The 23,661-nt window shown below is 66.5% G+C and carries 25 protein-coding genes and 3 pseudogenes; 8 read left to right on the forward strand and 20 right to left on the reverse strand.

Annotation, left to right across the window (positions count from 1 at the left end):
- Positions 1–118 precede the first annotated feature (118 nt).
- Genes SALPAC2_RS25870 through SALPAC2_RS27790 form a run of 3 tightly spaced genes read right to left on the reverse strand, consistent with a single transcriptional unit; the run spans position 119 to position 3,903 of the window.
- Complete coding sequence (locus SALPAC2_RS25870) at positions 119–646, reverse strand: TlpA family protein disulfide reductase (RefSeq protein WP_080636887.1); 528 nt, start codon at positions 644–646, stop codon at positions 119–121.
- 44 nt (positions 647–690) lie between these two features.
- Positions 691–1,224 carry a MauE/DoxX family redox-associated membrane protein gene (locus tag SALPAC2_RS27220; RefSeq protein WP_397540887.1) on the reverse strand — a complete coding sequence of 178 codons (534 nt, stop codon included), beginning with the start codon at positions 1,222–1,224 and terminating at the stop codon, positions 691–693.
- 9 nt (positions 1,225–1,233) lie between these two features.
- The gene (locus SALPAC2_RS27790) at positions 1,234–3,903 is read right to left on the reverse strand and encodes an FtsX-like permease family protein (RefSeq protein ID WP_223874203.1); all 2,670 of its coding nucleotides are present in this window, start codon (positions 3,901–3,903) and stop codon (positions 1,234–1,236) included.
- A gap of 746 nt (positions 3,904–4,649) precedes the next feature.
- On the opposite strand from SALPAC2_RS27790, the pseudogene SALPAC2_RS25875 reads away from it, so the two are divergent.
- From SALPAC2_RS25875 to SALPAC2_RS0107005, 5 genes and pseudogenes are all read left to right on the forward strand, one after another.
- A pseudogene (locus tag SALPAC2_RS25875) lies at positions 4,650–5,016 on the forward strand (transposase); the annotation flags it as partial.
- Positions 5,017–5,178: 162 nt separating this feature from the next.
- Positions 5,179–5,722: pseudogene (locus SALPAC2_RS25430) on the forward strand (hypothetical protein); the annotation flags it as partial.
- A gap of 265 nt (positions 5,723–5,987) precedes the next feature.
- The gene (locus SALPAC2_RS27795) at positions 5,988–6,623 is read left to right on the forward strand and encodes a hypothetical protein (RefSeq protein WP_223874204.1); all 636 of its coding nucleotides are present in this window, start codon (positions 5,988–5,990) and stop codon (positions 6,621–6,623) included.
- Entirely contained in the window at positions 6,596–7,669 is a 1,074-nt protein-coding gene (locus SALPAC2_RS27800; RefSeq protein ID WP_263404688.1) for a sensor histidine kinase, read from the forward strand. Before SALPAC2_RS27795 ends, SALPAC2_RS27800 begins: the two co-directional genes overlap by 28 nt.
- A gap of 40 nt (positions 7,670–7,709) precedes the next feature.
- Entirely contained in the window at positions 7,710–8,369 is a 660-nt protein-coding gene (locus SALPAC2_RS0107005; protein ID WP_018215940.1) for a response regulator, read from the forward strand.
- 121 nt (positions 8,370–8,490) lie between these two features.
- Here the strand turns inward: SALPAC2_RS0107005 and SALPAC2_RS24525 are convergent, their stop codons facing one another.
- Together SALPAC2_RS24525 and SALPAC2_RS0107015 are read right to left on the reverse strand one after the other, a co-directional pair.
- Positions 8,491–9,384, reverse strand: a complete 894-nt coding sequence (locus tag SALPAC2_RS24525) for a nucleotide sugar dehydrogenase (RefSeq protein ID WP_018215941.1) — start codon at positions 9,382–9,384, stop codon at positions 8,491–8,493.
- Positions 9,385–9,583: 199 nt separating this feature from the next.
- Positions 9,584–10,207 carry a TetR/AcrR family transcriptional regulator gene (locus SALPAC2_RS0107015; protein ID WP_018215942.1) on the reverse strand — a complete coding sequence of 208 codons (624 nt, stop codon included), beginning with the start codon at positions 10,205–10,207 and terminating at the stop codon, positions 9,584–9,586.
- A gap of 62 nt (positions 10,208–10,269) precedes the next feature.
- On the opposite strand from SALPAC2_RS0107015, the gene SALPAC2_RS0107020 reads away from it, so the two are divergent.
- Positions 10,270–11,907, forward strand: a complete 1,638-nt coding sequence (locus SALPAC2_RS0107020; RefSeq protein WP_018215943.1) for an MFS transporter — start codon at positions 10,270–10,272, stop codon at positions 11,905–11,907.
- A gap of 350 nt (positions 11,908–12,257) precedes the next feature.
- Here the strand turns inward: SALPAC2_RS0107020 and SALPAC2_RS25880 are convergent, their stop codons facing one another.
- From SALPAC2_RS25880 to SALPAC2_RS0107045, 5 genes are all read right to left on the reverse strand, one after another.
- Entirely contained in the window at positions 12,258–12,866 is a 609-nt protein-coding gene (locus SALPAC2_RS25880) for an alpha/beta fold hydrolase (protein ID WP_018215944.1), read from the reverse strand.
- A gap of 20 nt (positions 12,867–12,886) precedes the next feature.
- The gene (locus SALPAC2_RS0107030; protein WP_018215945.1) at positions 12,887–13,549 is read right to left on the reverse strand and encodes a DsbA family oxidoreductase; all 663 of its coding nucleotides are present in this window, start codon (positions 13,547–13,549) and stop codon (positions 12,887–12,889) included.
- Between the two features lie 29 nt (positions 13,550–13,578).
- A complete protein-coding gene (locus SALPAC2_RS0107035) occupies positions 13,579–14,490 on the reverse strand; it encodes an NADP-dependent oxidoreductase (protein ID WP_018215946.1) in 912 nt (303 codons plus the stop codon).
- A 63-nt stretch (positions 14,491–14,553) separates the two neighbouring features.
- Complete coding sequence (locus SALPAC2_RS0107040) at positions 14,554–16,011, reverse strand: MFS transporter (RefSeq protein WP_018215947.1); 1,458 nt, start codon at positions 16,009–16,011, stop codon at positions 14,554–14,556.
- Between the two features lie 286 nt (positions 16,012–16,297).
- Entirely contained in the window at positions 16,298–16,504 is a 207-nt protein-coding gene (locus tag SALPAC2_RS0107045; RefSeq protein WP_018215948.1) for a hypothetical protein, read from the reverse strand.
- Between the two features lie 25 nt (positions 16,505–16,529).
- On the opposite strand from SALPAC2_RS0107045, the gene SALPAC2_RS28460 reads away from it, so the two are divergent.
- Positions 16,530–16,892 carry a hypothetical protein gene (locus SALPAC2_RS28460; protein WP_018215949.1) on the forward strand — a complete coding sequence of 121 codons (363 nt, stop codon included), beginning with the start codon at positions 16,530–16,532 and terminating at the stop codon, positions 16,890–16,892.
- 146 nt (positions 16,893–17,038) lie between these two features.
- Positions 17,039–18,736 carry an RCC1 domain-containing protein gene (locus SALPAC2_RS0107055; RefSeq protein WP_018215950.1) on the forward strand — a complete coding sequence of 566 codons (1,698 nt, stop codon included), beginning with the start codon at positions 17,039–17,041 and terminating at the stop codon, positions 18,734–18,736.
- 286 nt (positions 18,737–19,022) lie between these two features.
- On the opposite strand, the gene SALPAC2_RS0107060 is transcribed toward SALPAC2_RS0107055, so the two are convergent.
- From SALPAC2_RS0107060 to SALPAC2_RS27225, 10 genes and pseudogenes are all read right to left on the reverse strand, one after another.
- Positions 19,023–19,685: a hypothetical protein gene (locus SALPAC2_RS0107060; protein ID WP_018215951.1), complete on the reverse strand. Its 663-nt coding sequence runs from the start codon at positions 19,683–19,685 to the stop codon at positions 19,023–19,025.
- On the reverse strand, positions 19,676–20,158 hold the full coding sequence (locus SALPAC2_RS0107065) for a hypothetical protein (RefSeq protein ID WP_018215952.1): 483 nt from the start codon (positions 20,156–20,158) through the stop codon (positions 19,676–19,678). Before SALPAC2_RS0107065 ends, SALPAC2_RS0107060 begins: the two co-directional genes overlap by 10 nt.
- Positions 20,159–20,466: 308 nt before the next feature.
- Positions 20,467–20,802, reverse strand: a complete 336-nt coding sequence (locus tag SALPAC2_RS27810) for a hypothetical protein (protein ID WP_018215953.1) — start codon at positions 20,800–20,802, stop codon at positions 20,467–20,469.
- Positions 20,803–20,847: 45 nt separating this feature from the next.
- Positions 20,848–21,366, reverse strand: coding sequence for an MFS transporter (locus SALPAC2_RS27815; RefSeq protein WP_223874205.1), 519 nt, complete (start codon positions 21,364–21,366; stop codon positions 20,848–20,850).
- Positions 21,367–21,461: 95 nt separating this feature from the next.
- Positions 21,462–21,650: a hypothetical protein gene (locus tag SALPAC2_RS26840; RefSeq protein WP_162561301.1), complete on the reverse strand. Its 189-nt coding sequence runs from the start codon at positions 21,648–21,650 to the stop codon at positions 21,462–21,464.
- A gap of 90 nt (positions 21,651–21,740) precedes the next feature.
- A pseudogene (locus SALPAC2_RS26845) lies at positions 21,741–21,818 on the reverse strand (IS5/IS1182 family transposase); the annotation flags it as partial.
- Positions 21,819–22,147: 329 nt separating this feature from the next.
- The gene (locus SALPAC2_RS0107095) at positions 22,148–22,474 is read right to left on the reverse strand and encodes a DUF1048 domain-containing protein (protein ID WP_018215957.1); all 327 of its coding nucleotides are present in this window, start codon (positions 22,472–22,474) and stop codon (positions 22,148–22,150) included.
- Between the two features lies 1 nt (position 22,475).
- Entirely contained in the window at positions 22,476–22,832 is a 357-nt protein-coding gene (locus tag SALPAC2_RS0107100; RefSeq protein WP_018215958.1) for a DUF1048 domain-containing protein, read from the reverse strand.
- Positions 22,829–23,155: a PadR family transcriptional regulator gene (locus SALPAC2_RS0107105; protein ID WP_018215959.1), complete on the reverse strand. Its 327-nt coding sequence runs from the start codon at positions 23,153–23,155 to the stop codon at positions 22,829–22,831. Before SALPAC2_RS0107105 ends, SALPAC2_RS0107100 begins: the two co-directional genes overlap by 4 nt.
- 179 nt (positions 23,156–23,334) lie before the next feature.
- Positions 23,335–23,634 (reverse strand): hypothetical protein, encoded by a 300-nt coding sequence (locus tag SALPAC2_RS27225; RefSeq protein ID WP_026184504.1) that lies wholly within the window; start codon positions 23,632–23,634, stop codon positions 23,335–23,337.
- Between the last annotated feature and the right edge of the window lie 27 nt (positions 23,635–23,661).

Genomic DNA, 23,661 nt, shown 5'->3' on the forward strand with positions numbered 1-23,661 from the left:
CAGCATAAAAAAAAGAGTAGCCGTCCGGCACACCATGCGATGGCGATAGCATGCGCGGATCGTCTCAGACCACCCCACATCCCACCCACACGGGTGATAGGACCTGTCGAGTCCACGATTAGACGTTCTCCAGCAACGACCGCGCTCCAGCACTTGTCCGCACGACCTTGCCGTCCTGGTCCACCATAACGAAGGTTGGAAATGCGGGAATCCCGAATTCCTTGGTGATCGGACCATCCTTAGGTTCGGAAACAACCATGGCGATCCCGCCAAGATCCGCGCGGAAGTCCTGGGCCTTACCGGTTTCACCGCTGACGACAGCTATCACCTGCGCCCGATTCAGGCCGACTTCGGCGACATAGTCCCGCAAATAGGGTATTGATGGCTTACAGGCCGAGCAGTCCGTCGAAAAGAACGCTAACACGCCAGGTGCACCTGACATTGTGTCCCTGCTTACCCAATCGCTGTCAACAGTCTCCGCTTCGAAGGAAGGGATGGTCGACCCAACACTAGGCAGGTCACCAAATCCTTGCACAATCTGGACCGACCCCTGCTTCCGCAGTCGACGAATCACAGCCATCGTTAGTGCCAGGTTCAGTACGGTTACTGAACCGACGAGAACCAATGCGGCCACCACAAAAGGCATCAATTTATCCTAACTAGATTGGACAACGCCTGCACATCCTTCGCCTAACCGTCCACAAATATTTCTACAATGTCATCAAAGTGAACCGCAAGAAGCGTAATTAAGCAAGCGACACCTACACTGATAACAATACCAGCCAGGGCTAGCGACTGATAGGCCAGTTGGAAATGCATCAGAAGCCCTGCAATGCCAAGTGCCAGTAGTGAAGTATTGCGGGAGACGTGGCGTAGACTAAGCGCCGTTACATTCCCACCAAAGCATGCGCACGGGATCTTGTCGCCCTTCCGAACTGAAACGACAGCCAGCCCAGTGAAGATCCCTAGCATCACTATAGCGGCTAGATATCCAAACGGAATCAACGGGCCGGGAATGACGAGCAATATTCCAGAGCCCCCCTCAGCCACAATCACGAGGAATATGCCGGAACGAGCCAAGTATTGCGACTGGAAGCGAAGTACATCCTTCAGGACGACTGCCACCATGTACCTGGACTCGGACAGGGTCCGCGCTTTCGCGAAGCTAGCCAGCAACAAGACGCCGGCGAGGCTAAGTCGACATGCCAGCTCAACGTACAGCACCGAGCACCCTCAGTCTCCGCTCAAGAAAGTGGCAATCGTATTCCTCCGGATAGCCTGGGCGGGTAGAAGCGATGCCGCAGCAGAAAGAGCGATGCCGATTGCTCCGACTGCAACGCTTACACCAGCTAGGCGCCCGATAGCCTCGCCGCCGGCCAAGCCCATTGAAAGCGTCATCCCGACTACAACACCTACCACTGCCCCAATGAGGCCTAGTATTGCCCCTTCCGAAATAACAAGCGTAGTCAGAGAACGTCTACTCCAGCCCGTCGCCTCTAGGACCGCGAACTCGGACACCCGGTCCTGCACATTTAAATATGTGACATCCATAACTGCTACCGCGGCGAGGGTCAGCATGGCGGCGACTGCGACAATGTCCGGCGTTCGAACCTGAACAGCAACAGCTTCCCCTAACAAGCTACCCACCAGTGCACCCTCAAAAGCCCAGGTTATGGACAGCAGGAGAACGAGAGACGCGATCGCCACAGCGAGTGCGCCGGCACCAAGGAACGTACGCCCAGGAACGCGTCGAATGTTGGTAACTACAAGGCCGAGGATCCCAAAGCGGAGATGGCCACGCGGGCCATCGGACACCGGGGGGCGTAGCGCCGCCAACGGGTCGGCACGGGCTGCGGCCCTAGCCGGTATGAGGCCGGAGAGCACTGACACAGTCACCGCGACCGGGACCGCCAAGAGCGCCCTAGACCAAGAGACATCGAGATCAAGCGCGACACCCGCGAGCCGAGATGCCACTGCTCCAATCGAGCCTGCGAGAAGTCCCAAGACGGCGAGTTCGCCCAGTACTACCCCGAAGAGCGCCCTTCGGCTCCACCCCACGCAAGCGAGTACGCCCAACTCGGCTCGTCGCGCTCGGACCGCCGCCGCCGACGCATTCCAGATGAACAGCCCACAGACCGCGAGTACGAGCACAAAGATGATCAGCGACTTCCGTTCAACGGCGTCCTTGATGACTACAGCAACACCCTTCTTCGTCCACCACTCCTTTAGCTTCAACTCCGGGCGACCAAGCTCGCCTGCGGGGAGAAGAACTGTTTGTCCAGACGGTGACGAGCCTAGGGTCACGTCGACTGTCAACCCGGTAGTCTCGAAAATTCTTTCCGCCACGACCCTTACTCGTTCACGCGAGACGTCGTCAATTCCGTTGACGCCTGCCACTTTGATACGGATAGCGGAGACGGGTCCGTTTTCTGGCGTACTCCCGTAAGCTCCCTGGAATGCGGTAGCCGCATCAAGCGTGGTCAGCAGTAGGGGTGGTTGTTGTAGATAGCCGGCCGGATTACCGGACGGAAGCAGCACCTGATTCTGAAGTAGCTGTTGTGTTTGTTCGTCGGCCCCGAGGAGACTCGGGACCTGATAGGCGGCGAGTGGCACCTCCGACAAAGCCGAGAACGAGTCGATTTTGGTCGGATCGAATCGTCCCATAAGGACAAGATTCGCCGCGTCAGATGGGCCCTTACCTGGTTGAAGGCGATGACTTTCCACGGACCGGAAACTCACATCACCCGCAGTGGCGGGCGCCTTACCGAGATCACCGATTTGGGAGGTCCGCCATACGTCGAGTGGTACATCCTGTTCCTGCGGTACGAGGGCACCGCCCGATGAGATGGAGTATTCGGTCGGACTTGCCGTCCAGTATGAGAGGAGTTGAGTATTGCCTCCGGTACTGCCCAAATCCCGTAGTAGATAGTTCGTGGCATCCGCGCTGGTCAGGTTCACGGTCGCAACTGTCTCTCCCGGCGCCGCGTCCGCAAAGCTGCCGCGGGCGGCCGGATTCTCGAGGCTGCCGGGAAACTGCTCGGCCGTTGCGTCCGGTAGTCGCTCGACCGTCGCCATGACCTCTTGATCAACAAAAGGTTGATTTGCGGCAATCACCGGGACCGGGTGACCGAGTTGTTCGCCCTGATCTCCCACATCAATCGAGGACAGGTAGTCACCGGACACCATCGCCTGGTCCAGTCCAACGAGGTCGGCTTCTGCCTGGGGGTCGATTGCCGCCATGACATACGGAACCCGCCATTCAAGAAAGAACGCCTTCTTCCCGGCCACGTAGCCCCTGCTGTCGTCTGTCAGTGAATAGCACTGTGCCCGTTCCACCAACTGCATTGGCGACGTCCGCGGTAACGGGGGGACCTTCCCGACCTGTTGGCCACAAAGCCCCATCCGCGCACCCGAGGACGTAATCTCATCCAGAGCACTTTTGGGACCGTCACCCCTGGAGAAGGTGATTACGTCCTTGTGCGCCACGGGATTAGGCGTGAAGTAGACGTACGACGGTTCGCCCTGACTGAATTGACTCATCTCCCTGTCGGTACGCCAGTTCAGCGTAATCCGATAAGCCGACCGCTCATCATCAGGAACCACCTGACTAAGGTCGATGGGGACTCGCAGATCAGGCATACCGATCCCAAGCACTGCGACAGGTGCGGCGACTTCGACACCGGGAATCTGTCGTATAGCATCAACCTCAGCCAGACTTATACCCGGTTCGGTTTCCGAAATGAAGTTCGGACGCACGAGGCCGGCCGAACTTTCGATATCAGTACCCGCATCCGCTGGCCGAACAAGGATGTCGAAGGCGGCACGCGCATTTGCGGCCACTGTGTTCGTCACGTCAAGGCGGGAAGTTTCAGCCGTCCCGGTGAGTACGATGAAGCTCGTCACCGCGACCACTAATCCTGCCCCCAGCGCGACTGACCTGGCCCAACGCCTCACAATCTGAGCCCAAATGACGCGAGCCATTTGTTTCCAATCTATCTAAAACGCAGGTGAAGCATCCCACTCGGCTAAATGGCCGGACCCGAGGTCCTAGGCCCAGCCACCTCGGACCTCGGGCCACTTCGCCCCACTGGTCGGCTAGCATTTAATTACTAAACCGAGGATGGGCGACCTGGAGCGCAGGGTCTAGGCGACCTCGGCCAGGTCCCGGATGTTATGGGCAGGGAGAGTCCCGATAGCACGTCCAAGAAGTACAGGAAGGGCTGGCCGTGTAGCACCACATGCCACCCGAACAGAACCAACATGGAGGTGAACAAGGGCAGGGGGCAGCTTCAGCCGTACCCTGTGGCACTAGACGCTGCAGCATTCGGTCACCGATGTCGCGGAATACCTTCACTCGTTTCCCCTTCATCCGGACGGGGTCCAACTAGACCCAACTGGACACTCTGACAACCAGTCGACTGGCCACGTGCCACCCTACGTTACGTCAGAGAAAGATGGAAGCGTTGGCGTGACTCGATTTGGTTCCTGCCCCATGCTTCAGTTAGCCTCGGGCCTTCGCTACGAGCTATCCATAGAGCGTACCGAGAATGAAGAAGTGCCTTTGATCAGGGAAAATAGGGCTTGTCGAAGGTCCCCTAGTCCCGTTCACGGAACGCACTTGCAGGGTGCAAGTTACCGCAACACCTCCGATGATCATCGTGACCGGGAACGGGCGGAGCGTGGTCGGTCATGCCGGTGCCCGGCTGCTCGCTGATCTCGCCGTTGCCACCGGGTCGACCAACGCGTTCAGTGAGGCCATGGCGGGTCTGCGGCAGCGCCGCAGACCCGCCATGATCCGGTCCGTGTCGCGGTTGATTTGGCGGTGATGCTCGCCGACGGCGGTGAGGCCATCGCCGATTTGTCCGTGCTGCGTGACCAGACGGCCCCCTGTTCGGGACGGTCGCCTCCGACCCCACGGCCTGGCGACTGTTGTCGCGACTCGACGAGACGCTGCTGGCCGAGCTGCGTGCCGCGCGGGCCCAAGCTCGGGAGGTCGCCTGGGCCCAGCACGCCGACCCAGCGGCGGTGTCGGGCCGGGCCGACCTCGAAAGCGACCCCGGAATCTGTATCTCTATATGTCAGCGCTCATCGGCGGACACGGCCCACACGCCCCATGCCGCAAACCCAACCCACACACACCACACCCCCCACACCCGCCCTCCGGCACCCGTCGCCTTATTGCTCACCCCCACCCACACCAGCCGACCCACCAAACCCGGCGGGCGTCCGCTACCCGACTGGTACGGCATCCACCCCGACCACGTCGCCCACCTGCTCGCCCGCTACACCCGCCACGGCGACACCATCCTCGACACCGACGGCCACCCAACCGTTACCGCCGCCGCCGAACACCTACACCGCCGACCCGACCCTCGCCGTCACCAACGGTGAGCACCCGCACGTGCGGCCCGAAAGCCCCGACGGACACCCGGCCCGTAATGCCCGACACGGAGCCGGACTCGTCCTGGCAACGCTGCCACGCCTGAGCATCGACAGCCGCGACCCGTACGAAAGCCAGGCCATCGGCGCCTGGCAAGACTGCTGTGCCCCGGCGGGCTTGCTCCTCGTCTTGGTCACAACCGAACCGAACGCCTCCGGGCACCGCTCGACGGTCATCGCCGCCGCCCGCACCGCCGGGCTGCTCTACCACCAACACATCCCGACCCTGCTCGTCCCGCTACCCGAAGCCGAGCCTCGAACGACACCCGCTCGACCGCGACCCGCGCGCCGAATCTCTTCGTCACCTCACGCAGGACTATCATCACGCGTTCCCTTCCCCGCCTGGCACGTCCGCCCAGCTGTGGCACAGCGAGGATAGGGGCGCCCGCAACCGCGAGGGGCCTGCCGAACGTCGATCGTCAACCCCGAGTTCCGCCGGGGGATGCGCCCGTCGGGTCGGCTCAATCCGCAGGTCACGACGGCATCTGTCCATCGCAACCGGACGTGCGCTTTGACCACGTTCGATCGACTTCTGTAGCATCGCGGCCGTGGACGAGCCACGCCCGCGCCGCACCCAAGCGCCGAGCCGGATCCGCGCTGTCGCGCACCGTCTCCGCAGCAGTCCACGGCTCGTCGACGCCGTGCTCTACGTCTGCCTGCTCGGTGTGCTGGCCGCCGACGCGGAGAGCCTGGCCTCCCGCCCCTGGGAGTACGTGACGGCGCCGGTCCTCATCGTCGGTGCGGTCACCCTCTCCCGGGTCCGGCCGGCCTGCTCGCTTACCCTCGCCGCCCTGTCCGGTACGTCGTACCTCGTGAACGTCGGCGGCTCGCCGGAGTGGCCGATCGCCCTCATGATCATCATCGGCTACTTGGCCGGACGGCGGTCGGCCGACCATCGCAGCGCCCTGGTCGGGCTGAGCGGCGCACTGGCCGTCGGTCTGCTGATCGCTCTCCTGACCGGGACGCCCAGCCGCTGGCTGAGCATGGCGCTCACCGTGCTCGGCGCCGCCGCCGGGCCGTGGCTGGCTGGGCGCTACCGGCGGTTGCGGGCCGACCTCGGGTACGCCGGTTGGGAACGCGCCCGCCAGCTGCGCCGTGAGCAGCGGATCCGCACGTCCGAGGCGCGTACCGCGAGCGGGCCCGGATCGCCCGGGAGATGCACGACTCGCTCGGCCACGAGCTGAGTCTCATCGCGCTGCGAGCGGGCGCGTTCGAACTCGACGACGGCTTGGACGAGAGGCAACGCCGTGCCGCCAGCGAGCTGCGGGCAACAGCCGTGGCCGCCACCGAGCACCTGCAGGAGATCACCACCATGCTTCGTGACGGGGACGGGGTGGCCATCGACGGCGCCGTCGCGGACCTCGTCGGCCGAGCGCGTGACCTCGGAGTCCCGATCTCGCTCAGCGAATTCGACGAGACCGCGGAGGCGGTCGGCGATGCCACCACCCCCATCGCGAGCGACCCGAGAGCCTCCGGCCTCACGCCGATGGCTGCGCACGCGCTGCACCGCGTCGTGCAGGAGGCGGTCACGAACGCTACCCGCCACGCAGCCGGGCTCCCGGTGTCCGTCCGGCTCCACCGCACGGCCGACGAGTTGACGGTGACGGTTACCAATCCACTGCCGGCGACCTCGGCGCGGGTCGCCGGTCCGCAGTCCGGCCAGGGCCTGCTCGGCCTGCACGAGCGGCTCCGCCTGGCTGGCGGTACGGTGAGCGCCGGGCCCCGCGACGGCGTCTTCGAGGTCAGCGCCCAGCTGCCGATCGGAGCGCGGCCCGCGCCGGCCCGCCGGATCGCACCCGAGCCGACCGGCGACGGGATACTTCCGGACCAGGCGGACCCGCCCGCCGGACCCCCGCTCGGGCTGCCCCAGGCGGAGCGGCGGATGCGGCGGAGGCTGATGGCCACCGCCGGGCTGCCCGTCGCCGCGTTCGGTGCGCTCGGGGCCGTCCTGCTCGGCTACCACCTGCTCACGGTCGTCAACACCGCGCTCAACCCAGCGGACTTCGACCGACTACGGGTGGGGCAGCACCGCGACGATTTCGCCGGATCACTCCCCCGGCGCAGCATCAGCAGCGCCCCACCGGTGCTGATCGAGCCACCGGCGCCGGCCGACGCGCACTGTGAGTACTATCTGACCAACCGCAATCCCCTAGTCATCTCCACTGACATGTTCCGGCTCTGCTACGCGGGCGACACCCTGGTGACCCTGGACCGGCTCACCCGGCCGTGACTCCGGTGGTGGATCCTCGGGAGACGAGCGAGGCGCCGCTGTGATCACCGTCCTGCTGGCCGACGACGAGTTGATGCTCCGGTCCGGCGTCAAGGCGATCCTGTCCACGCAGGACGACATCCAGGTCGTGGCCGAGGCGCAGAACGGGCAGGACGCCGTCGAGCTCACCCGTCTCCACCGCTCCACAGTGGCCCTGCCGGACATCCAGATGCCCTATCTCGACGGGCTGGCCGCGGCTGCCCTGCTGCGTGACGAAGTGCCGGAGACCAGGGTGGGCCTGCTGACCACGTTCTCCGAGGACGACCTCGTCGCCCGGGCGTTGGACGAGGATGTCCCGGGCTTCCTGCTCAAAGCCGCCGACCCCCGTGACCTCATCGCCGGGGTCCGCGCGCTGGCCAAGGGTCAGACGCACCTCGCCCCGAAGGTGGTGGAACGGCTGATCAGCGAGGTCGCGGGCGGGCGGATGGCCCGCGGGATCGCCGCCCGCGAGCGGATCGGCAGCCTCACCCAGCGCGAGGCTCAGATCCTCACCCTGCTTGTCAAGGGGTTGTCCAACAGCGAGATTGCCGACCGGATCCGGCTCGCCGAGGGCACGGTCAAGACCTACGTCAGCACGATCCTGCTCCGCCTGAACGTCAAGAACCGCGTGCAGGTGGCGATTCTCGCCTACGAGGCGGGGTTGGTCGACAACGAGGACTGATCCGCGCAGGACCCGAACGGGGGCGTAAGTGGATCAACCAGCGGCGTTTCGGATGAACCGCGCGAGCTTGCCGATCCCGAGCTCGGTCCGCTCGGGGTGAGGTAACTGCAGAACAGCCGAATCATTCGATCGCCGCGACCGTCCAGGTAGAAGTCCCGTATCGGCGTCCAGATCGCCTCATACTCCCGCGCTGCGAAGTCGATCGCGTCGAACACTCGATGCTTGGCCAGCACGGCCAGCCGAGCACCGCCACCCGCGCACCGTCGAGCTGCTTGCCGCTCGCATCGAGCTCGGCGCGGATCAGGTCGGTGGTGTATCGGGGCATGTCGTCATTGACGCCACTCGCGGCCGGAATTGTCGGCAGGTCGATTCCACGGTTACGGGCGGATCGCCACACCATCCACGGGTCCTTGGTGAGGCAGGAACCGCCGACACCGACGCTGGGGGTCAGGATGTTCACGTTTCCGTTGCCCTTGGGAATCGAGTTCGCCGCGGAGATGACGTCCAGCACGTCCACTCCGATCGCCCCGCAGACCTTTGCCAGGTCGTTCGCGAGCGCGATGTTGTGATCGATCCACCAGTTGTCGGCGAGCTTGACCATCTCGGCGGCTTCCATCGAACTGCACTGGATGATGTCGACTCCGACACCGCGGCGCCAGAACGCCTCGGCAGCGGCAGCGCTGTCGGCGCACCAGCCACCGACGACAATGGGGAAACTGCGCAGTTCCCGCAGCGCCGCTCCCTCGGACAACCGCTCCGGGCAGAACGCGAGCCCGAAGTCGACGCCGCACGTCAGGCCGCTGCGTTCGAGCAGCGGAACGACCAGCTCGCGGTTCATGCCCGGCTCACTGAATCGGCAGTGCCGCTCGGCGAGCTCGCGGGTGAGTCTCGCGTCGGTGTCCACACCGACCACGCGTACGCCGCGCTCGGCGAGCGCCCCGGCGACACACGAACCCACGTTTCCGAGCCCGATTACGGCCGCGCTGACGTCTTCGCTTTCCGGCAGGAATCGCATTCTCGCTCCATTCGGCGTCCAGCCCCGACCATCCGGCGACAAACATTGCGAAGAGTCAACATCTGCGCAGCACAGTAGACCGGAAATGCGTTGGAAGACGAGATGCACGCGATTCCCGATCGGCCCGCCGCGTCTTCAACAGCGTTTGTGCCGCGACACTATGGCGGCCGGGACGGCAGCGAAAACCCCTACGGGCCCCCTAGCTCCCCTGAGCGGCGATGCCCACCCCGACGTCCGTGGTGCCGCTGTCGAGGCCTTGCAGAATGGTCCGGATCGCATCGCCGAGGTCCGCACCGGTCGGCGCACGGTCGGGGTCCAGCAGCCACTGCAGCGCGAGCCCGGGCAGGAGTCCGAGCACGAGCGAGCCGATGTTGCGCGCGGACCTCTCGTCGATATTCTCGGCGACGCTCATGATCATCGCGGCCATGCCGACCCGGGTCTCCTCGAAGCTCGCCGAGAGTTGCTCGCGGAGCTCGGGGATGTGCTCCGCCTGGGCGAACGCCTCGACACTCGACACCCACAGCGGACGGTGGGTGACGAACGAGTCGATCAGCCGGGTCCAGGCCATCTCGAACTTCTCGATCGGTTCCGCCGTGGTGTTCCACGACAGCGACTGCATGACGGCGTCCAGCTCGACACCCCACTCCGCGAACGACTCGATGATCGCCGTCGTGAGCAGCGCTTCCTTCGAGCCGAAGTGGTACCCGATGGAGGCGAGGTTGGCGCCGGAGGCGGCAACGATGTCGCGGGCGGTCGTGCGCCCGTAGCCACGCTCGTAGAGGCAGATCTTGGCGCCTACCAGCAGGGCTTCCCGGTGTCCCATGGTCGCCATCTTACGGTTCGAGAATCTATACAAACATATAATACAAATGTATAGTAGCCGCCATGGCTGACACGACGATGGCAGGCAAGCGCGAATGGATCGGCCTCGCAGTGCTGGTCATACCCACGCTGCTGATCTCCATGGACATGACAGCGCTGTTCTTCGCGCTGCCCAACCTGAGCGCGGACCTTGCACCGAGCAGTGCGCAGCTCCTGTGGATCATGGACATCTACGCTTTCCTGCTGGCCGGCTCCATGATCACGATGGGTAGCCTGGGCGATCGGCTCGGCAGGCGAAAGATTCTCCTCTTCGGTGCCGGGGCGTTCGGTGTCGCCTCGGCGCTCGCGGCGTACTCGGACAGCGCGGAGATGCTGATCGCGAGCCGCGCCGTGCTCGGCCTCGCCGGCGCCACGCTGGCACCATCTACTCTGTCGTTGATTCGCAACATGTTCCACAACGACCGGCAGCGTCGCACGGCGATCGCCGTGTGGACCGCCGGTTTCTCGGGCGGCGCCGGCTTGGGCCCGCTGCTCGGCGGCCTGCTGCTGGAATACTTCTGGTGGGGCTCCGTCTTCCTCATCAACGTGCCGGTGATGCTGGTGCTGCTGATCCTCGGCCCCCTGCTGCTGCCGGAGTTCAAGGCGCCGAATCCGGGCCGGTTCGACCTGCTCAGCGCGGCGCTGTCACTCGCCGCCGTCCTGCCGGTCGTCTACGGCGTGAAGATCCTCGCCGAGGACGGTTTCGCGCCGCTGCCGGTGCTGACGGCGTTGTTCGGCCTCGTGGTGGGCACGATCTTCGTACGCCGCCAGCGCCGCCTGACCGATCCGCTGATCGACGTACGGCTGTTCGCCGGGCGCGCGTTCAGCATGTCGGTCCTGGCGAACGTGTTCAGCATCTTCGCCCTGGTGGGCTTCGGCTTCTTCGGCACCCAGTACATGCAGCTGGTGGTGGGCATGCGTCCGCTGACTGCCGCGCTGTGGACGTTGCTGATCGCCCCCGCGATGGTCCTGTCCGTGACGACGGGCACGCTGCTGGTCCGCCGAGTGCGCCCCGGGTACGTGGTCGCGGGCGCGATCGGGGTGATGGCGGCGGGCTTCGCCGTCCTGACCCAGGTGTACGTGGAGGACTCCCTCCTCGCCCTCGGCGTGGGCTTCATCCTGCTGGTGGGCGGGTCGGGCGCGGTCGGCGCGCTGGCCGTGGACATGATCGTCGCAGCGGCCCCGCCCGAGTCGGCGGGCGCGGCATCGGCGTTGTCGGAGACTGGCTCCGAGTTCGGTGGCGCCATGGGCATCGCCGTGCTGGGCAGCATCGGCGCGGCCGTGTACCACTCCCGCATGGACACAGCCGTCCCCACGGGCCTTCCCTCCGACGCCGCGGAAGCCGCCCGGGACACCCTCGGTGGCGCCATGGAAGTGGCGATGCACCTGCCGGCACAGCTCAGCGGCCCGCTCCTGCAGGAAGCGCGGGAGGCGTTCACCGAGGGCATGCGCCTGGCCGCCGGGGCGGGAGCGGTGATCATGGTGATCATGGCCGTGCTGGCCGCGATCATGTTGCGGCACCTGCGCCCGGACACCGGCACGGACACCGACGCGGACACGAGCACCGCAACCGGCGCTGACACCAGCACTGCGACCAGCGCTGACGCCGGCGTTCATCCTCAGGACCGTCCGGCGGAGATCGTCAAGGAACACCGACCCTGAGCTGTGCACACCCCCGAGCGCAGAGGTAGGCAGGCGGCCCCTCACCTGCCTACCTCTGTTTCACTCTGCCTGCCGGCGTACTCCATGTGGTGCCGAAGTCAGTAAGGCTTTTGCCTGCCGAGGTCCGCGCATGATCCGCAAAGGTCAGCCGGACACCGATGGCAGCGCGCGTAGCGATCAGCGTTCGAGGCGCCGGACGGCCGCAGGCTGACGACGGGCCCGGCGCGCGGCGATTTCCTGACCCGACCGGTTGGCTGCGTTCGCGGGCATGGACAGAAGCGCCAGCACCCCCTCGAGATGAGCAAGCGCTGGCGCCGCCGTCGCACGTCCGCTGTCCGCGGCTCCGCCTTTCAGCCGGCCGCCGGCACCGTCGCACGCAGCCAGTCGTCGACGGCGCGTGCCGTCGTGGCGATGTGCTCCTCCATCATGGTGAAGTGGTCACCCGGCACGTCCGCTGTCGTGTGCGCCGTGGGAAACACCGCCCGCCAGTCGTCGGACGCGGGTTCGGCTTCGGCGATCGACGCCTGTGCCCGCAGGAACAGGACGGGCGCCTCGACGTCCTTCAGGTCGCCCTCACTGATCAGCCGGATGTAGCGGCCCATGGAGGACAGGCGAGCGGTGGTGAACGGACCGATCTCCGGCTCGCGCTCGAGCAGGCCGTAGAGCATCTGGTCCCAGATCTTCCTGTTGGACTCGTGACGGACCAGGTAGGTGTCCAGCATGATCACCGCACTCGGACCGCAGCCGAGCTCCTCCAGCCTGCGCGCGGTGGCGTGGGCGAGAATGCCGCCGGAGGACAGGCCGATGAGCGCGACCGGGCGTCCTTGCGCAGCACCGAGCACACCGTCGGCGAACACCTCAACCGCGGCTTCCATCGAGGTGGGCAGGCTGTCGCCGTGAGAGGTGCCGAGCGCACGGAGGACCGACACCTCGCGCTGACCGCGCAGCTCCGCGGCCAACCGGCGTGGTGCCGGGACGGTCAGCCCTCCACAACCGCGCGGGGCGTCCCTTCCGCCGTCGGCGGGTGGGCCCCGTCGAGCTCCGCGCGTAGCGCCGCGACCGGTCGTACCCCGGAGAACGCGGGGCGGCCATCGATGCTCAACGACGGCACGCCCCGGACGCCCAGTGCCGCGGCCCGCTGCCGGTCACCGGCCACCCGGCCGGCGTACGCATCCGTCTCCAGCGCTGTGCCTACCTCCGTCTGTTCCAGCCCGGCCGCAGCGGCCAACTCGGTGAGCGTCCCAGGATCGGCGATGTTACGACCCTCGACGTGGTAGGCCCGGTACAAATGCTCCAGCAGTGCGTCTGCACGGCCCCCGCGATCAGCGAGGTGGATCAATCGGTGCGCGTCGAAGGTGTTCACCGGGCGCACCTTCGTGAGGTTCAGCGGGAGGCCGACCGCGGCGCCTTCCCGCTGGATCAGCGCGATCCGAGCCTGCACCGCGGCGGAGTCCATCCACTCGGTCATCGCCTCCGCCGCGGTGGGCCCGGGTTCACGCCCCTCGTCGGGAGCCAGCTCCAGACTCCGCCAGACAATGTGCGTCCCCTCCCGATGCGTGAAGCCCTCGAGGGCGGCATCGAGGCGTCGCTTGCCGATGTAGCACCAAGGACACAGGATGTCGAAGAAAATCTCCAGCTGCACGGGGCGGCCTCCGGGTCGCGGTTGGGAGTTCAGTTCGGATTGATGACGATCTTGCCGCGGACATGGCCGCCCTCCATCTCGCGGTGGGCGTCGGCCGCCCGGTGCAGCGGATAGCGGCCGGAGACCTCGATGCGAAGCTCACCCCGGTCGTACAATTCCACGAGCTCCGCGAGCCGGTCACGCCTGCGTTGACTGAAGATGGCCCGGACGCCGAACTGCTCCACCCGGTCGAAGTCCACGAGCGTGCCGATCCGGTCAGGGTCGGCGACCAGCTTCACCGAGGCGTCGAGGGCCGCACCGCCGATGGCGTCCAGAGCGGCCGTGACCCCGCCGGGAGCCAGTGCCTGCACCCGCTCGACCAGCCCGTCGCCATACTCGGCGGGTACGGCGCCCAGGGACCGCAGATAGTCGTGGTTGCGCAGGCTGGCCGTGCCGACCACCGTGGCACCCCACAGCCGGGCGAGCTGGACCGCCACCGTACCGACTCCGCCGGCCGCCGCGTGGATCAGCACCGTGTCGCCTGCACCCACCCTCAGCGCCTGCAACGCCGTGTGTGCGGTCTGGGCGGACGCCGAGAACGCACCGGCCGCTTCCCACGACATCGCCGTGGGCTTGGCCACGATCTGGTCTACGGCGACCACGAGCTGCTCGGCGTAGCAGGACAGCAGCGCCCAGCCCAACACCTCATCCCCCACTGCGATGCCCGTGACTTCGGCGCCGACCTGGTCGACGACCCCGGCGAAGTCATTTCCCACGGTCTGCGGGAAGGTGAGTGCCGCGCCGGGCGGCGTCCACCCGGCGCGCACCGCGCAGTCGTACGCCTGCACACCGGCGGCGGCGACACGCACCCGCACCTGTCCGGGCCCCGCCTCGGGCGTGGCCACCTCCACCATCTTCAGCACCTCCGGCCCACCGAAGGAGTGGAAAGCCGCTGTCTTCATGAGAGTCCCTTCTCCGACTGCGAGTTACGGCCGGCGAATCTGCCGATCCTCGATCCTTCAACCTCAAGTGCGGTTGAGGTCAATGCCCCGAGAACGGCGAGTCCGATCACCGGTGCCGTGCCGAAGCACGCCGGCCGGCAGCCGGGTCCGTCGTGCAACCAGCACACCGAGCAGCGCCAGTGCCTGAGCCGGCACGAAGCCAGCCAGATAGGCGGTGCCCGCGGAACGGGACAGCCAGGCGGCGAAGAGCACGCCGGTGAAGGCGAGTGTCGCGGTGACGAACAGCGACTCGCTGAGCTGGAGTGCCGAAGTGTTGGTGCCCTGCTCGTGCGGAGCCGACAGGGACAGGGTCACCACCGGCAGAACCGGGTAGATCACGCCCATACCGACACCGAGCAGCACCAGGCCCATCACACAGACGGCGATCGGGGTGGCGGACGCTACGGTCGTCGTGGTCGCCGCGACCCCCAGCACCATGATCGTCATTCCGGTGATCAGCCATCGGGTGGGCGGCCATCGGTCCGCGGTGCGGCCCTGCACCCACGACCCGGTGAACCAGCCGATCGCACCGGTGGCCAGGATGAGGCCCACCACCGAGGGGGTCAAACCGCGCTCACGCACCAACAGCAACGGCACGAAGATCTCGGTGGCGGCCATCGCCGCGCCGGCAACTCCGCGTAGGGCGATGACGCTGGGCAGGCCGGGTCGAGCGGCGAAGGTACCCGGCGGCAGCAGGCGCGGCGTGAATCCGACGAGGCAGACCGTCCCGGTGACGATCAGCAGCACCGCGACGAGTCCCTCGCGCTGGCCGCCGTACTGCACTAGGACCGCGGCAGCGGCGACGCCGATCGCCCACCACAAACGGCTCCACGTGGGCACCGGACGGTCGTTCCGGGCTGGCTCGCCGCGTCGCCGTACCCGTGGCAGGACCAGCGCGGCGGCCGGCACCGCCAGCAGTGCCACGCCGAAGAAGACCCAGCGCCAGCCGGCGTGCTGCACGATGCCGCCGGCGAATGCCGGGCCGACGATGGAAGGCACCAACCAGGCGCCGGCGAGAAGGGCGAACACCCGCGGCCGGAGCGCCGCGGAAATCTCCCTGCCGACGACCACGTAGAGGGCCACCGACATCAGGCCACCACCGAGCCCCTGGGTGATCCGGCCCAGCACCAAGAGCCACATGGTGGGCGCCGCACCGGCGACGAGCAGCCCCGCGACGAACACCGCCACCCCCGCGCGCAGTGGCGCGGATGGACCCGCGAGGTCGCACCACCGCCCGGACAGAACCATGCTCACCACGCCCGCGGCCAACGTGCCACCGAAGGCCAGGGGGTACAGGGAAAGGCCATCGAGTGCCTGCGCCACCGTGGGCATGGCGGTCGTGACCGCGAAGGACTCGAACGCGACCAACGACGTCAAGGCGACCATGCCGATCGCCAGTACGCGGAACCGCTGCGCGGACGAGCGCCCGTCCACGCGGTTCCCCGGACCCTTCAGGTCTGCCCAGACCTCCGCCCCTGCCATGAGATGCACCGTTCCACCTCAACCGTGGTTGAGGTCAAGGCCACCTCCGGCGCGGATACGCCCGGATCGGCCCTGGTCCACCAGCAGCTTCCACCACTGTGGGTTGTTCCGGTACCAAGCGACCACCTCGCCAAAGTCCGTCGTCAAGTCACCCAGCGCGGGGCGTGACCGAGCTCCACGCGGATCTTGCTGTCGTCGATCGCCTACCTCAGGTCGTGGCCCTTACGGTCGGTCACGTGCTGCACCCGCGACCAATCGGCGTCGCAGAGGGTGAGCAACCGGTCGACTATCTCCCGATTGCCGAGCGCATGCGCGCACCGACGTTGTAGATCTCGCCGGCCTGTCCCCGGCTCAACACGAGCTGGATCGCACAGCAGTGGCCATCGACGTACATCCACTCCCCCACGTTGCGGCCGTCGCCGCGGACGAAGGTGAGCCGCGGATGTTCCAGCGGGAGATCGTCGGTGTTGCCGGCGTAGGTCACCGGCATCATCTACTGCGCCGCCTGCAACCGACGCATGCAGGGCCAGTACGACCACGGCGACGCCTACTACCGCTGCCGATTCCCACCGGAGTACGCCCTCGCCAACCATCTCCCACACCCCCGAGCAGAAATCACCGCCCTGGTGACCGCACTCGGGATATCGCCGCCGTGCTCCGCGACGCCGACCCAACCGACAAGCAAGGTCTACCGGCAACTCGGCCTCCGGCTGAACTACCAGCCCGAACGCAAACGGTGCGCGCTGAAGTGGATCTCAACGCGCACCGTGGGGAAGTTGTTACCGGTAGAACTCCAGCCTGTACAGGTCGAGATCGACCGAATGCAGTGCGATACGCGTCGCCGAAGCGCCGACCGCACGCCCGTGTCAGCCCCGTTCTGAGCGGCCTCTACGCCGCTGGCCTCTACCGTGCCAACCCACCCGCGCCGACCTCACCGACGCAGTCGAGACCTGCGGCCGGCTGGAGTCGTTGTACAGGCCGTGGTCGGACACGGCCGGTGGCGGGGGAGACAGAGGGGTAGGGGTAGGTGGAGAGTTTCTGGACCGGCGCGGTCGCGGACGTGAGAGGAAGCTGGGTCCGGCCCGCGAGTCTGCGGGGGCTGTTCGCGGTGCCGCTGATGGTGGCGATCGTGCTGGGCATAACCTCAGTAGGCGCGGCACCCGTACTCGCGCAGAGCGCACCGTCGGCGGCAGCAAGCCCTCCCGGTACCGGCCTGGCCTGGGGCGACAACGCCGACGACCAGTTAGGCGACGGGACCACCACCAACAGCAGCACCCCCGTGCCAGTGGACCTGCCAGCCGGCACCACGATCACCGCCGTCGCCGCCGGCCAGGGCCACAGTCTGGCAGTGACCTCCACCGGCACCATGCTGGCCTGGGGCGCCAACAGTTCCGGCCAGCTGGGCGACGGCACCACCACCACCAGCAACACCCCCGTGGCGGTAGACCTGCCGGCCGACACCACAATCACCGCGGTCGCCGCCGGCGACCGCCACAGTCTGGCGCTGACCTCCACCGGCACCGTACTGGCCTGGGGCCTCAACCTCACCGGCCAGCTGGGCGACGGGACCACCACCAGCAGCAACACCCCCGTTTCGGTGAACCTGCCGGCCAGCACCACAATCACCGCCGTCGCCGCCGGCAACGTCCACAGTCTGGCGCTGACCTCCACCGGCACCATGCTGGCCTGGGGCGCCAATCTCACCGGCCAGCTGGGCGACGGGACCACCACCAACAGCAGCACCCCTGTTGCCGTGGACTTGCCGGCCAACACCACGATCACCGCCGTCGCCGCCAGCAGTAGCGGCCACAGTCTGGCAGTGACCTCCACCGGCACCATGCTGGCCTGGGGCGCTAATTTCACCGGCCAATTGGGCGACGGGACCACCACCAACAGCAGCATCCCTGTTGCCGTGGACCTGCCGGCCAACACCACGATCACCGCCGTCGCCGCCGGGGCCGGCCACAGTCTGGCGGTGACCTCCACCGGCACCATGCTGGCCTGGGGCGGCAACGGTTCCGGCCAGCTGGGCGACGGGAGCACCACTACCAGCAGCACCCCTGTTGCGGTGAGCCTGCCGGCCGACACCACGATCACTGCCGTCGCCGCCGGGGCCGGCCATAGCCTGGCGGTGACCTCCACCGGCACCATGCTGGCCTGGGGCTTCAACGCCTCGGGCCAGCTGGGCGACGGGACCACCACCAACAGCAACACCCCCATAGCGGTGAACCTGCCAGCCGACACCACAATCACCGCCATCACCGGCGGCAGCTTCCACAGTCTGGCTATCGTCCCGTCGGAATCAACCACGACCCTGCAGGTGTCCGCACCGAACCCGACACCGGATCAACCCGTCACACTCACCGCTACCGTGACCTGCACCAGCAGCGCCCCCACCGGGACCGTGACCTTCCTCGACGGCACAACGACCCTGGACACGAAACCCCTGTCCGGCAACCCCACCGCCACCGCAACCCTCACGGTCACCCACCTGACCGCCGGCACCCACCCCATCCAGGCGCGCTACAACGGCGACAGCAACTGCCCAGCCTCAACATCCAACTCCACGACAGTCACCGTCCCAGCGCCCACCGCCGCAGAGCCCACCATCCCAGTAACCGGCACCAGTCTGCCCACCATCCTCACCGCCGGAATCCTGCTCACCCTCACCGGCGCGGCCCTGACCCTTGCCACCCACCGACGCCGACCAACACACCGGACCTGAGGACCATCCATGCCGGCCCGACCGCCGCGGCGGGATCGCGTTCCATCAGCGCCTCCAGCCGTAGCGCGCCAGCGTCTTCAAGCAGCCGGATGTCGGCGTCGAGGTAGCGGCCGTCACGGTCGAGCAGCCGTGGCCGACCACGTCTACGGCGACATCCTCGTTCCCTGCAGGCACGACGTTCGCCAGCGGGCAGCATCGACATGGAACCGACGGCACGGAGTCGATTAATCTCCGGCGGCTTCGTTGTTGCGACGACTACGGTAACGAGCTCCCGTGATTCGCCGTCCTACGTACGATTGATCCAGTTCTTGATCTTCTGGGTGATATGGCCGCACATCAGATCAGCTGGGGGAGTACCTGGAATCAGCTCGTCGAAACATTCGCCCGGGTGCTTGGCGAGCAGCGGCATGATGTTGCTACCTCCGGGTGCGGGGAAGGCGAGTGTGCACTTACTCGGTCCCATCTCGGAGGCAAGGCCGATGAATTCCCTGCCAACTCGCAGCCTCGGCGATGCCGAGTAGTGTTTTGCCTCCACCGCCGCAACGAGGTTACTACTTCGCGGGTGCACAGATCCGACGCGGCTACGTTCAGCTTCTTTCTGATCCAGAACCGCCACGTCGCACTCATGCAGGACGCCGGATTTCCCGGCGACATAGACGCCCAGGTGAATTTCCACCTGCCGTCCTCCGAAGAACGACGCCAGGACGTACGTGAAATTTCCGACATACAGGTTGCCGGGCTGCGTACGGAAGACGGCGCTGCTGGCCGCCGAGACGCCGTCGTTGGTGATCAGGCAGTCACCTCCAGCAGCCTCAGCGGCCTCCGTTGCGACGGTGAGCAGAGCTGCCTCATACAGGTCAGCTTCCCTCGCCGCGTCCGTGTATACCGTACGCAGCGCGCCTATCGCCTCCTCGATTGCGGCGATCAGCTCCCCTTTGGTCAGTGCCATGAACCGACCTCCTCACGAGCCGGTCCGAGGAGGCCCTTTACTCGGCCGAACATCACCTCTGCTCGTCCGGTTTCCCCCTCGACTTGCAGACTGGTTGGTTCAGCAGTTTGCGTCTCATCCGGTTGAGCGAACGTGACGTGACCGCTCTGGATGCCGTGATCGACAAGCAAGTTGAGCAACGCCCGCCGGTTCGCTGCCAAGCTGCGCGCCAGCGTAAGGAGTGTGTCGCAAAGTATGGCAAGGCTCTCGTCGTCGGTGTACGGCACTTCTGCAAGCTCGTTCTCGCCGATGCGCCCGAGGCGCTGCGCCGTGAGGGCACCTTGCCGATCCTGCCGGACACGCTCGGGCAGCTTCGATCCCTTCACCATGCGCCCTCGGGCGATCTCCTCCCGGATCTGCGCTGCGATGTCCGGTAGTTCTCGGTCAAGGTTCCTCAAAATCTCGTCGACGACCTCGGCACTCCCCTGCACCACGACCTCGCTCCCTTCCGCCCGCCAGTCCGGCTCCGCCGGCGCTCGACCTTACCGATATCGCGTGTTGCTCGGGGGGCGTGCCGCAAGCTGAGCCCTCTGATCCTCGGCCTCCGGCCCAGCCAATTGTTAAAATGAGGTGAAGAGCCTGGTGGCCATGACTGCCGCGCTGCTCCGACATTGACGGCCTGCCTGAATTGCTACTTGGCCCCCATCTGAAGCTCGGAACCGACGGCGCATGGGCGCTCACTTCAGGTTCCTCGATCAACTGCGAGGTGCTCACAGAAAGCGAGCGCGCGTTTGTGAAGTTGTCAAGGTTCGAGCCCCGGGCCAGGCCGATTGTGATTCACGAGCTGCCATTGAGCTAATCTCAGCAAGGAACGGACGCTGAGTCCATAGCCCCGGCACCGCGTCGGGCCTGCGCGGGAGGTCGCGGTACTAGCTACGGCCGCGGTGCCGGCCAGCAGGACGGTGGCGGAAGCGACCAGGGCCGCCGGAGCGCCGAACAGGACGGCGAGCCACCCGGCGACCAGGTATCCGACGGGACCCACGGCATAGGTGGCGAGCCAGTCGTAGGACGACACCCGGGAGAGCACCGAGGACGGCACGTTCTCCTGCACCGCGGTCTGCCAGAAGGTCCAGTACACCGACTGCTCCAGGGCCGACGAGGAAGCCGGTGACGATCAGCACGATCAACGGGGCCCGGCCTGCGAGGGCGAGCAGTAGTGGCACGAACAACGCCGCCCCGGCGACGACCAGACCAGCGGCCGCGACGGGTGCAACAACGAGACGGCCAGCCCGCCGACGAGGGCGCACACCCACAGCCCCCATCGTGATGGCCCAGGTCTGCGGCCCGTCGAGGAAATTCTCGGCGATGACCGGGCCGAGAACCGCCATCGGCGAGCCACGCCGGAGATCAGCAGCACCGCCATGATGCCCTGCGAGACCAAACGGACCAGGTCAGCGGAGATCATCAATCGCCGGCGGGAGAACCGGTCACCCAGCATGCCACCGAGCAGCAGGAAGCCGCCGATCGCGAACCCTTCCACTGCCAGGACGAGGCCGACGTCACCGGCACGCCCGGTGAGTGCGAGCACCGCGAAACCCAGCGCCACGGTGGTCGCCTGGTTGCCCAGCCGGGAGGCGAACCGGGCCAAGATCAGGAGGCGGAACTCCCGATGGCGCAGCACGGTCAGCATCGGGAACCTCATGCGGGCTCGCTGGCGAGGCGGGCCACGAGGCGCACGGCCGGGTCGGTGACCAGGCTGTGGTGGCCGGCGGCGAGCAACAGCGTCACCGGTCCGGACTACGGCCACGGCCGGTACGTGACGGAGGCCCGGATGTTGGTGCGGAAGGTGTCGAACCGGTGCCGCAGCCACTCCGGCACCGCTCCCTCGGGCAGCAGGCCCGCGTCCCGTAGATCGTCGTAGAGTGCCGACACCGGGTCGGTTCCGGCGGCCAGCGCCTCGCCGGCCGCACCACTACCGTCGGCCACCTGGAGCACCCCGCGCGCCCGTCACCCCGCGGCTGCGCGTCACCTCGCGGCCGTACCAGCTCAGCAGGGTCTCCTCGTTCAGGATCGCGGCTTGTGCTTGCCAGAGTAGTAGGGCCGCTGATCGGCGTCCCGGTCGATCGGGATCAGCGTGCCGTCAAGGACGGCGTACGGCCCTGGCCAATCACATCCAGCGCCCCCGCAACGTCTACGTCGCAGAACGAGACATCGTCCCCCGCACTCGACAACTGGCTCCGCACCGTGTTCGCCCCGCAACGGTTCTCCGACACGATCCGCCGGCTCCACGCCGCCCAGCCCCACACCGAACCCGACTCCGCCACCCCGAACATCACCGCCGCCCAACAAGATCATCGCTGCGTGCGACGCGAAACTCCTCCAGGACCGCGCCATCGCAGACGCCGGAGGCGAGGCCACCGCCATCGCCACCTGGATCGGGGGCACCCGGCTGCGTCTAACGGGAGGTCGCAGCCGAGCGGATGTCACTTCTGGGCAGAACCAGCTCCGTCGCCGAGGGACGCCTGGAAGACGTCCGCATAGGTACGCGAGTCCTGGAGCAGGCCGTCGCAGAACGCGGCGACGTCGGTTCCGATGAGTTCCAGCACTCCCTTACCGGACGCCGCGCCCTGCTCGAAGAAGTCGACGATCCCGGGGAGCAGCAGCCCGTCCGGCAGGCCGATCGGGCCGACCTTGAACAGGTACTTCTGCATCTCCTTGTAGACAATCCGGTAGTCCGGCGGGAGCGCCTTCACCCGGGCCACGTGTGCCCGCCACTGCTTTTTACCCTCAATGATGTCCTGGATACCCACGTCAGCCTCCCAGCTGGCTTAGTTTCCTCGCCACGTTCTCGTTCAGTTGCTGACGCCACCGATCGCGGTACGTCCAAGCACCCTGACCACCGGCCAGCGCCGCGCAGAAACCGGGAATGTCGTCGCCGAGCACCTCCCGGACGTTCTGCCCCTCGGCCGAGGCCTCCTCGAGCAGCCCCAAGGCGGCGTCGAGGATAGGCGTCAGATTGCGGCCGCTGAAGCCCGCGTACGGAAACAGATTGATCTTGATCTGTTCCCACGCGGCCCGGTAGTCCGCCGGCAACCTCCCGGCCCGAGCCTCGTACTCCTTGGCCTCCCTGGTGAGATCGCTGCCGGTGATCCTCTCCCAGAAGTTCACGCCGCCTCCTCCTTGAGCTTGTTGATGCGGGCTGAGATGTACTGCCATTTCGCCCAGAATCTCGCGAGTTCCTCGCGACCCGCTTTGTTCAGTGAGTAGAACTTGCGGGGCGGACCCACCTCGGACGGTCGTTTCGTCACTTCGACCAACCCGTTCCGTTCCAGGCGCAACAAAATGGTGTAGACCGTCCCCTCGATGACGTCGACGAAGCCGAGCTCGTTCAGCCGGCGCGTGATGGCGTAGCCGTAGGTCTCCTCGCCGCCGATAACTTCGAGCACACAGCCCTCCAGCGTTCCCTTCAACATCTCCGTCAGGTCCTCCATCGCGACCTCCCGCCCCCCGCTACCTCATGTCACTTAGTACTGGTACATGGTAACACCGAGTACCAGTACGTGGTATCACTCAGTACCGGTTCGAGATGGCGATCGGGCCCACATGTCGCACGGCGTGGAACCCGCCTCGAACGGCGCCAAACCCCGCAACCCCGACTGGTACGCCAACCTCATCGCCACGCCCGGAGCGACGGGACCCGGCCACAAACCCACCGACGACGAACACACCGATCTCGCCGACGCCCGCCGCCGCTGCCCGGACCTCGACACCGCCGCCCGACCTCACCCGCGGGTTCGCCGCCCTGGTCCGCCACCAAGGCATCGGGCAGCACCTCGACGCCTGGATCGACCACGCCCGCCACACCGGAAACCCCGAGATCCGCGGCTTCGCCACCGGTCTTGTCGGCGACCGCGACGCCGTCGTCGCCGGCCTCACCCAACCAGCAGCACTCCACCTCGACTCTCTCCACCCGGTCGGTACAGTTCGCCGATTACGC

This window comes from Salinispora vitiensis, assembly GCF_000378825.1.
Taxonomy (GTDB): domain Bacteria; phylum Actinomycetota; class Actinomycetes; order Mycobacteriales; family Micromonosporaceae; genus Micromonospora; species Micromonospora vitiensis.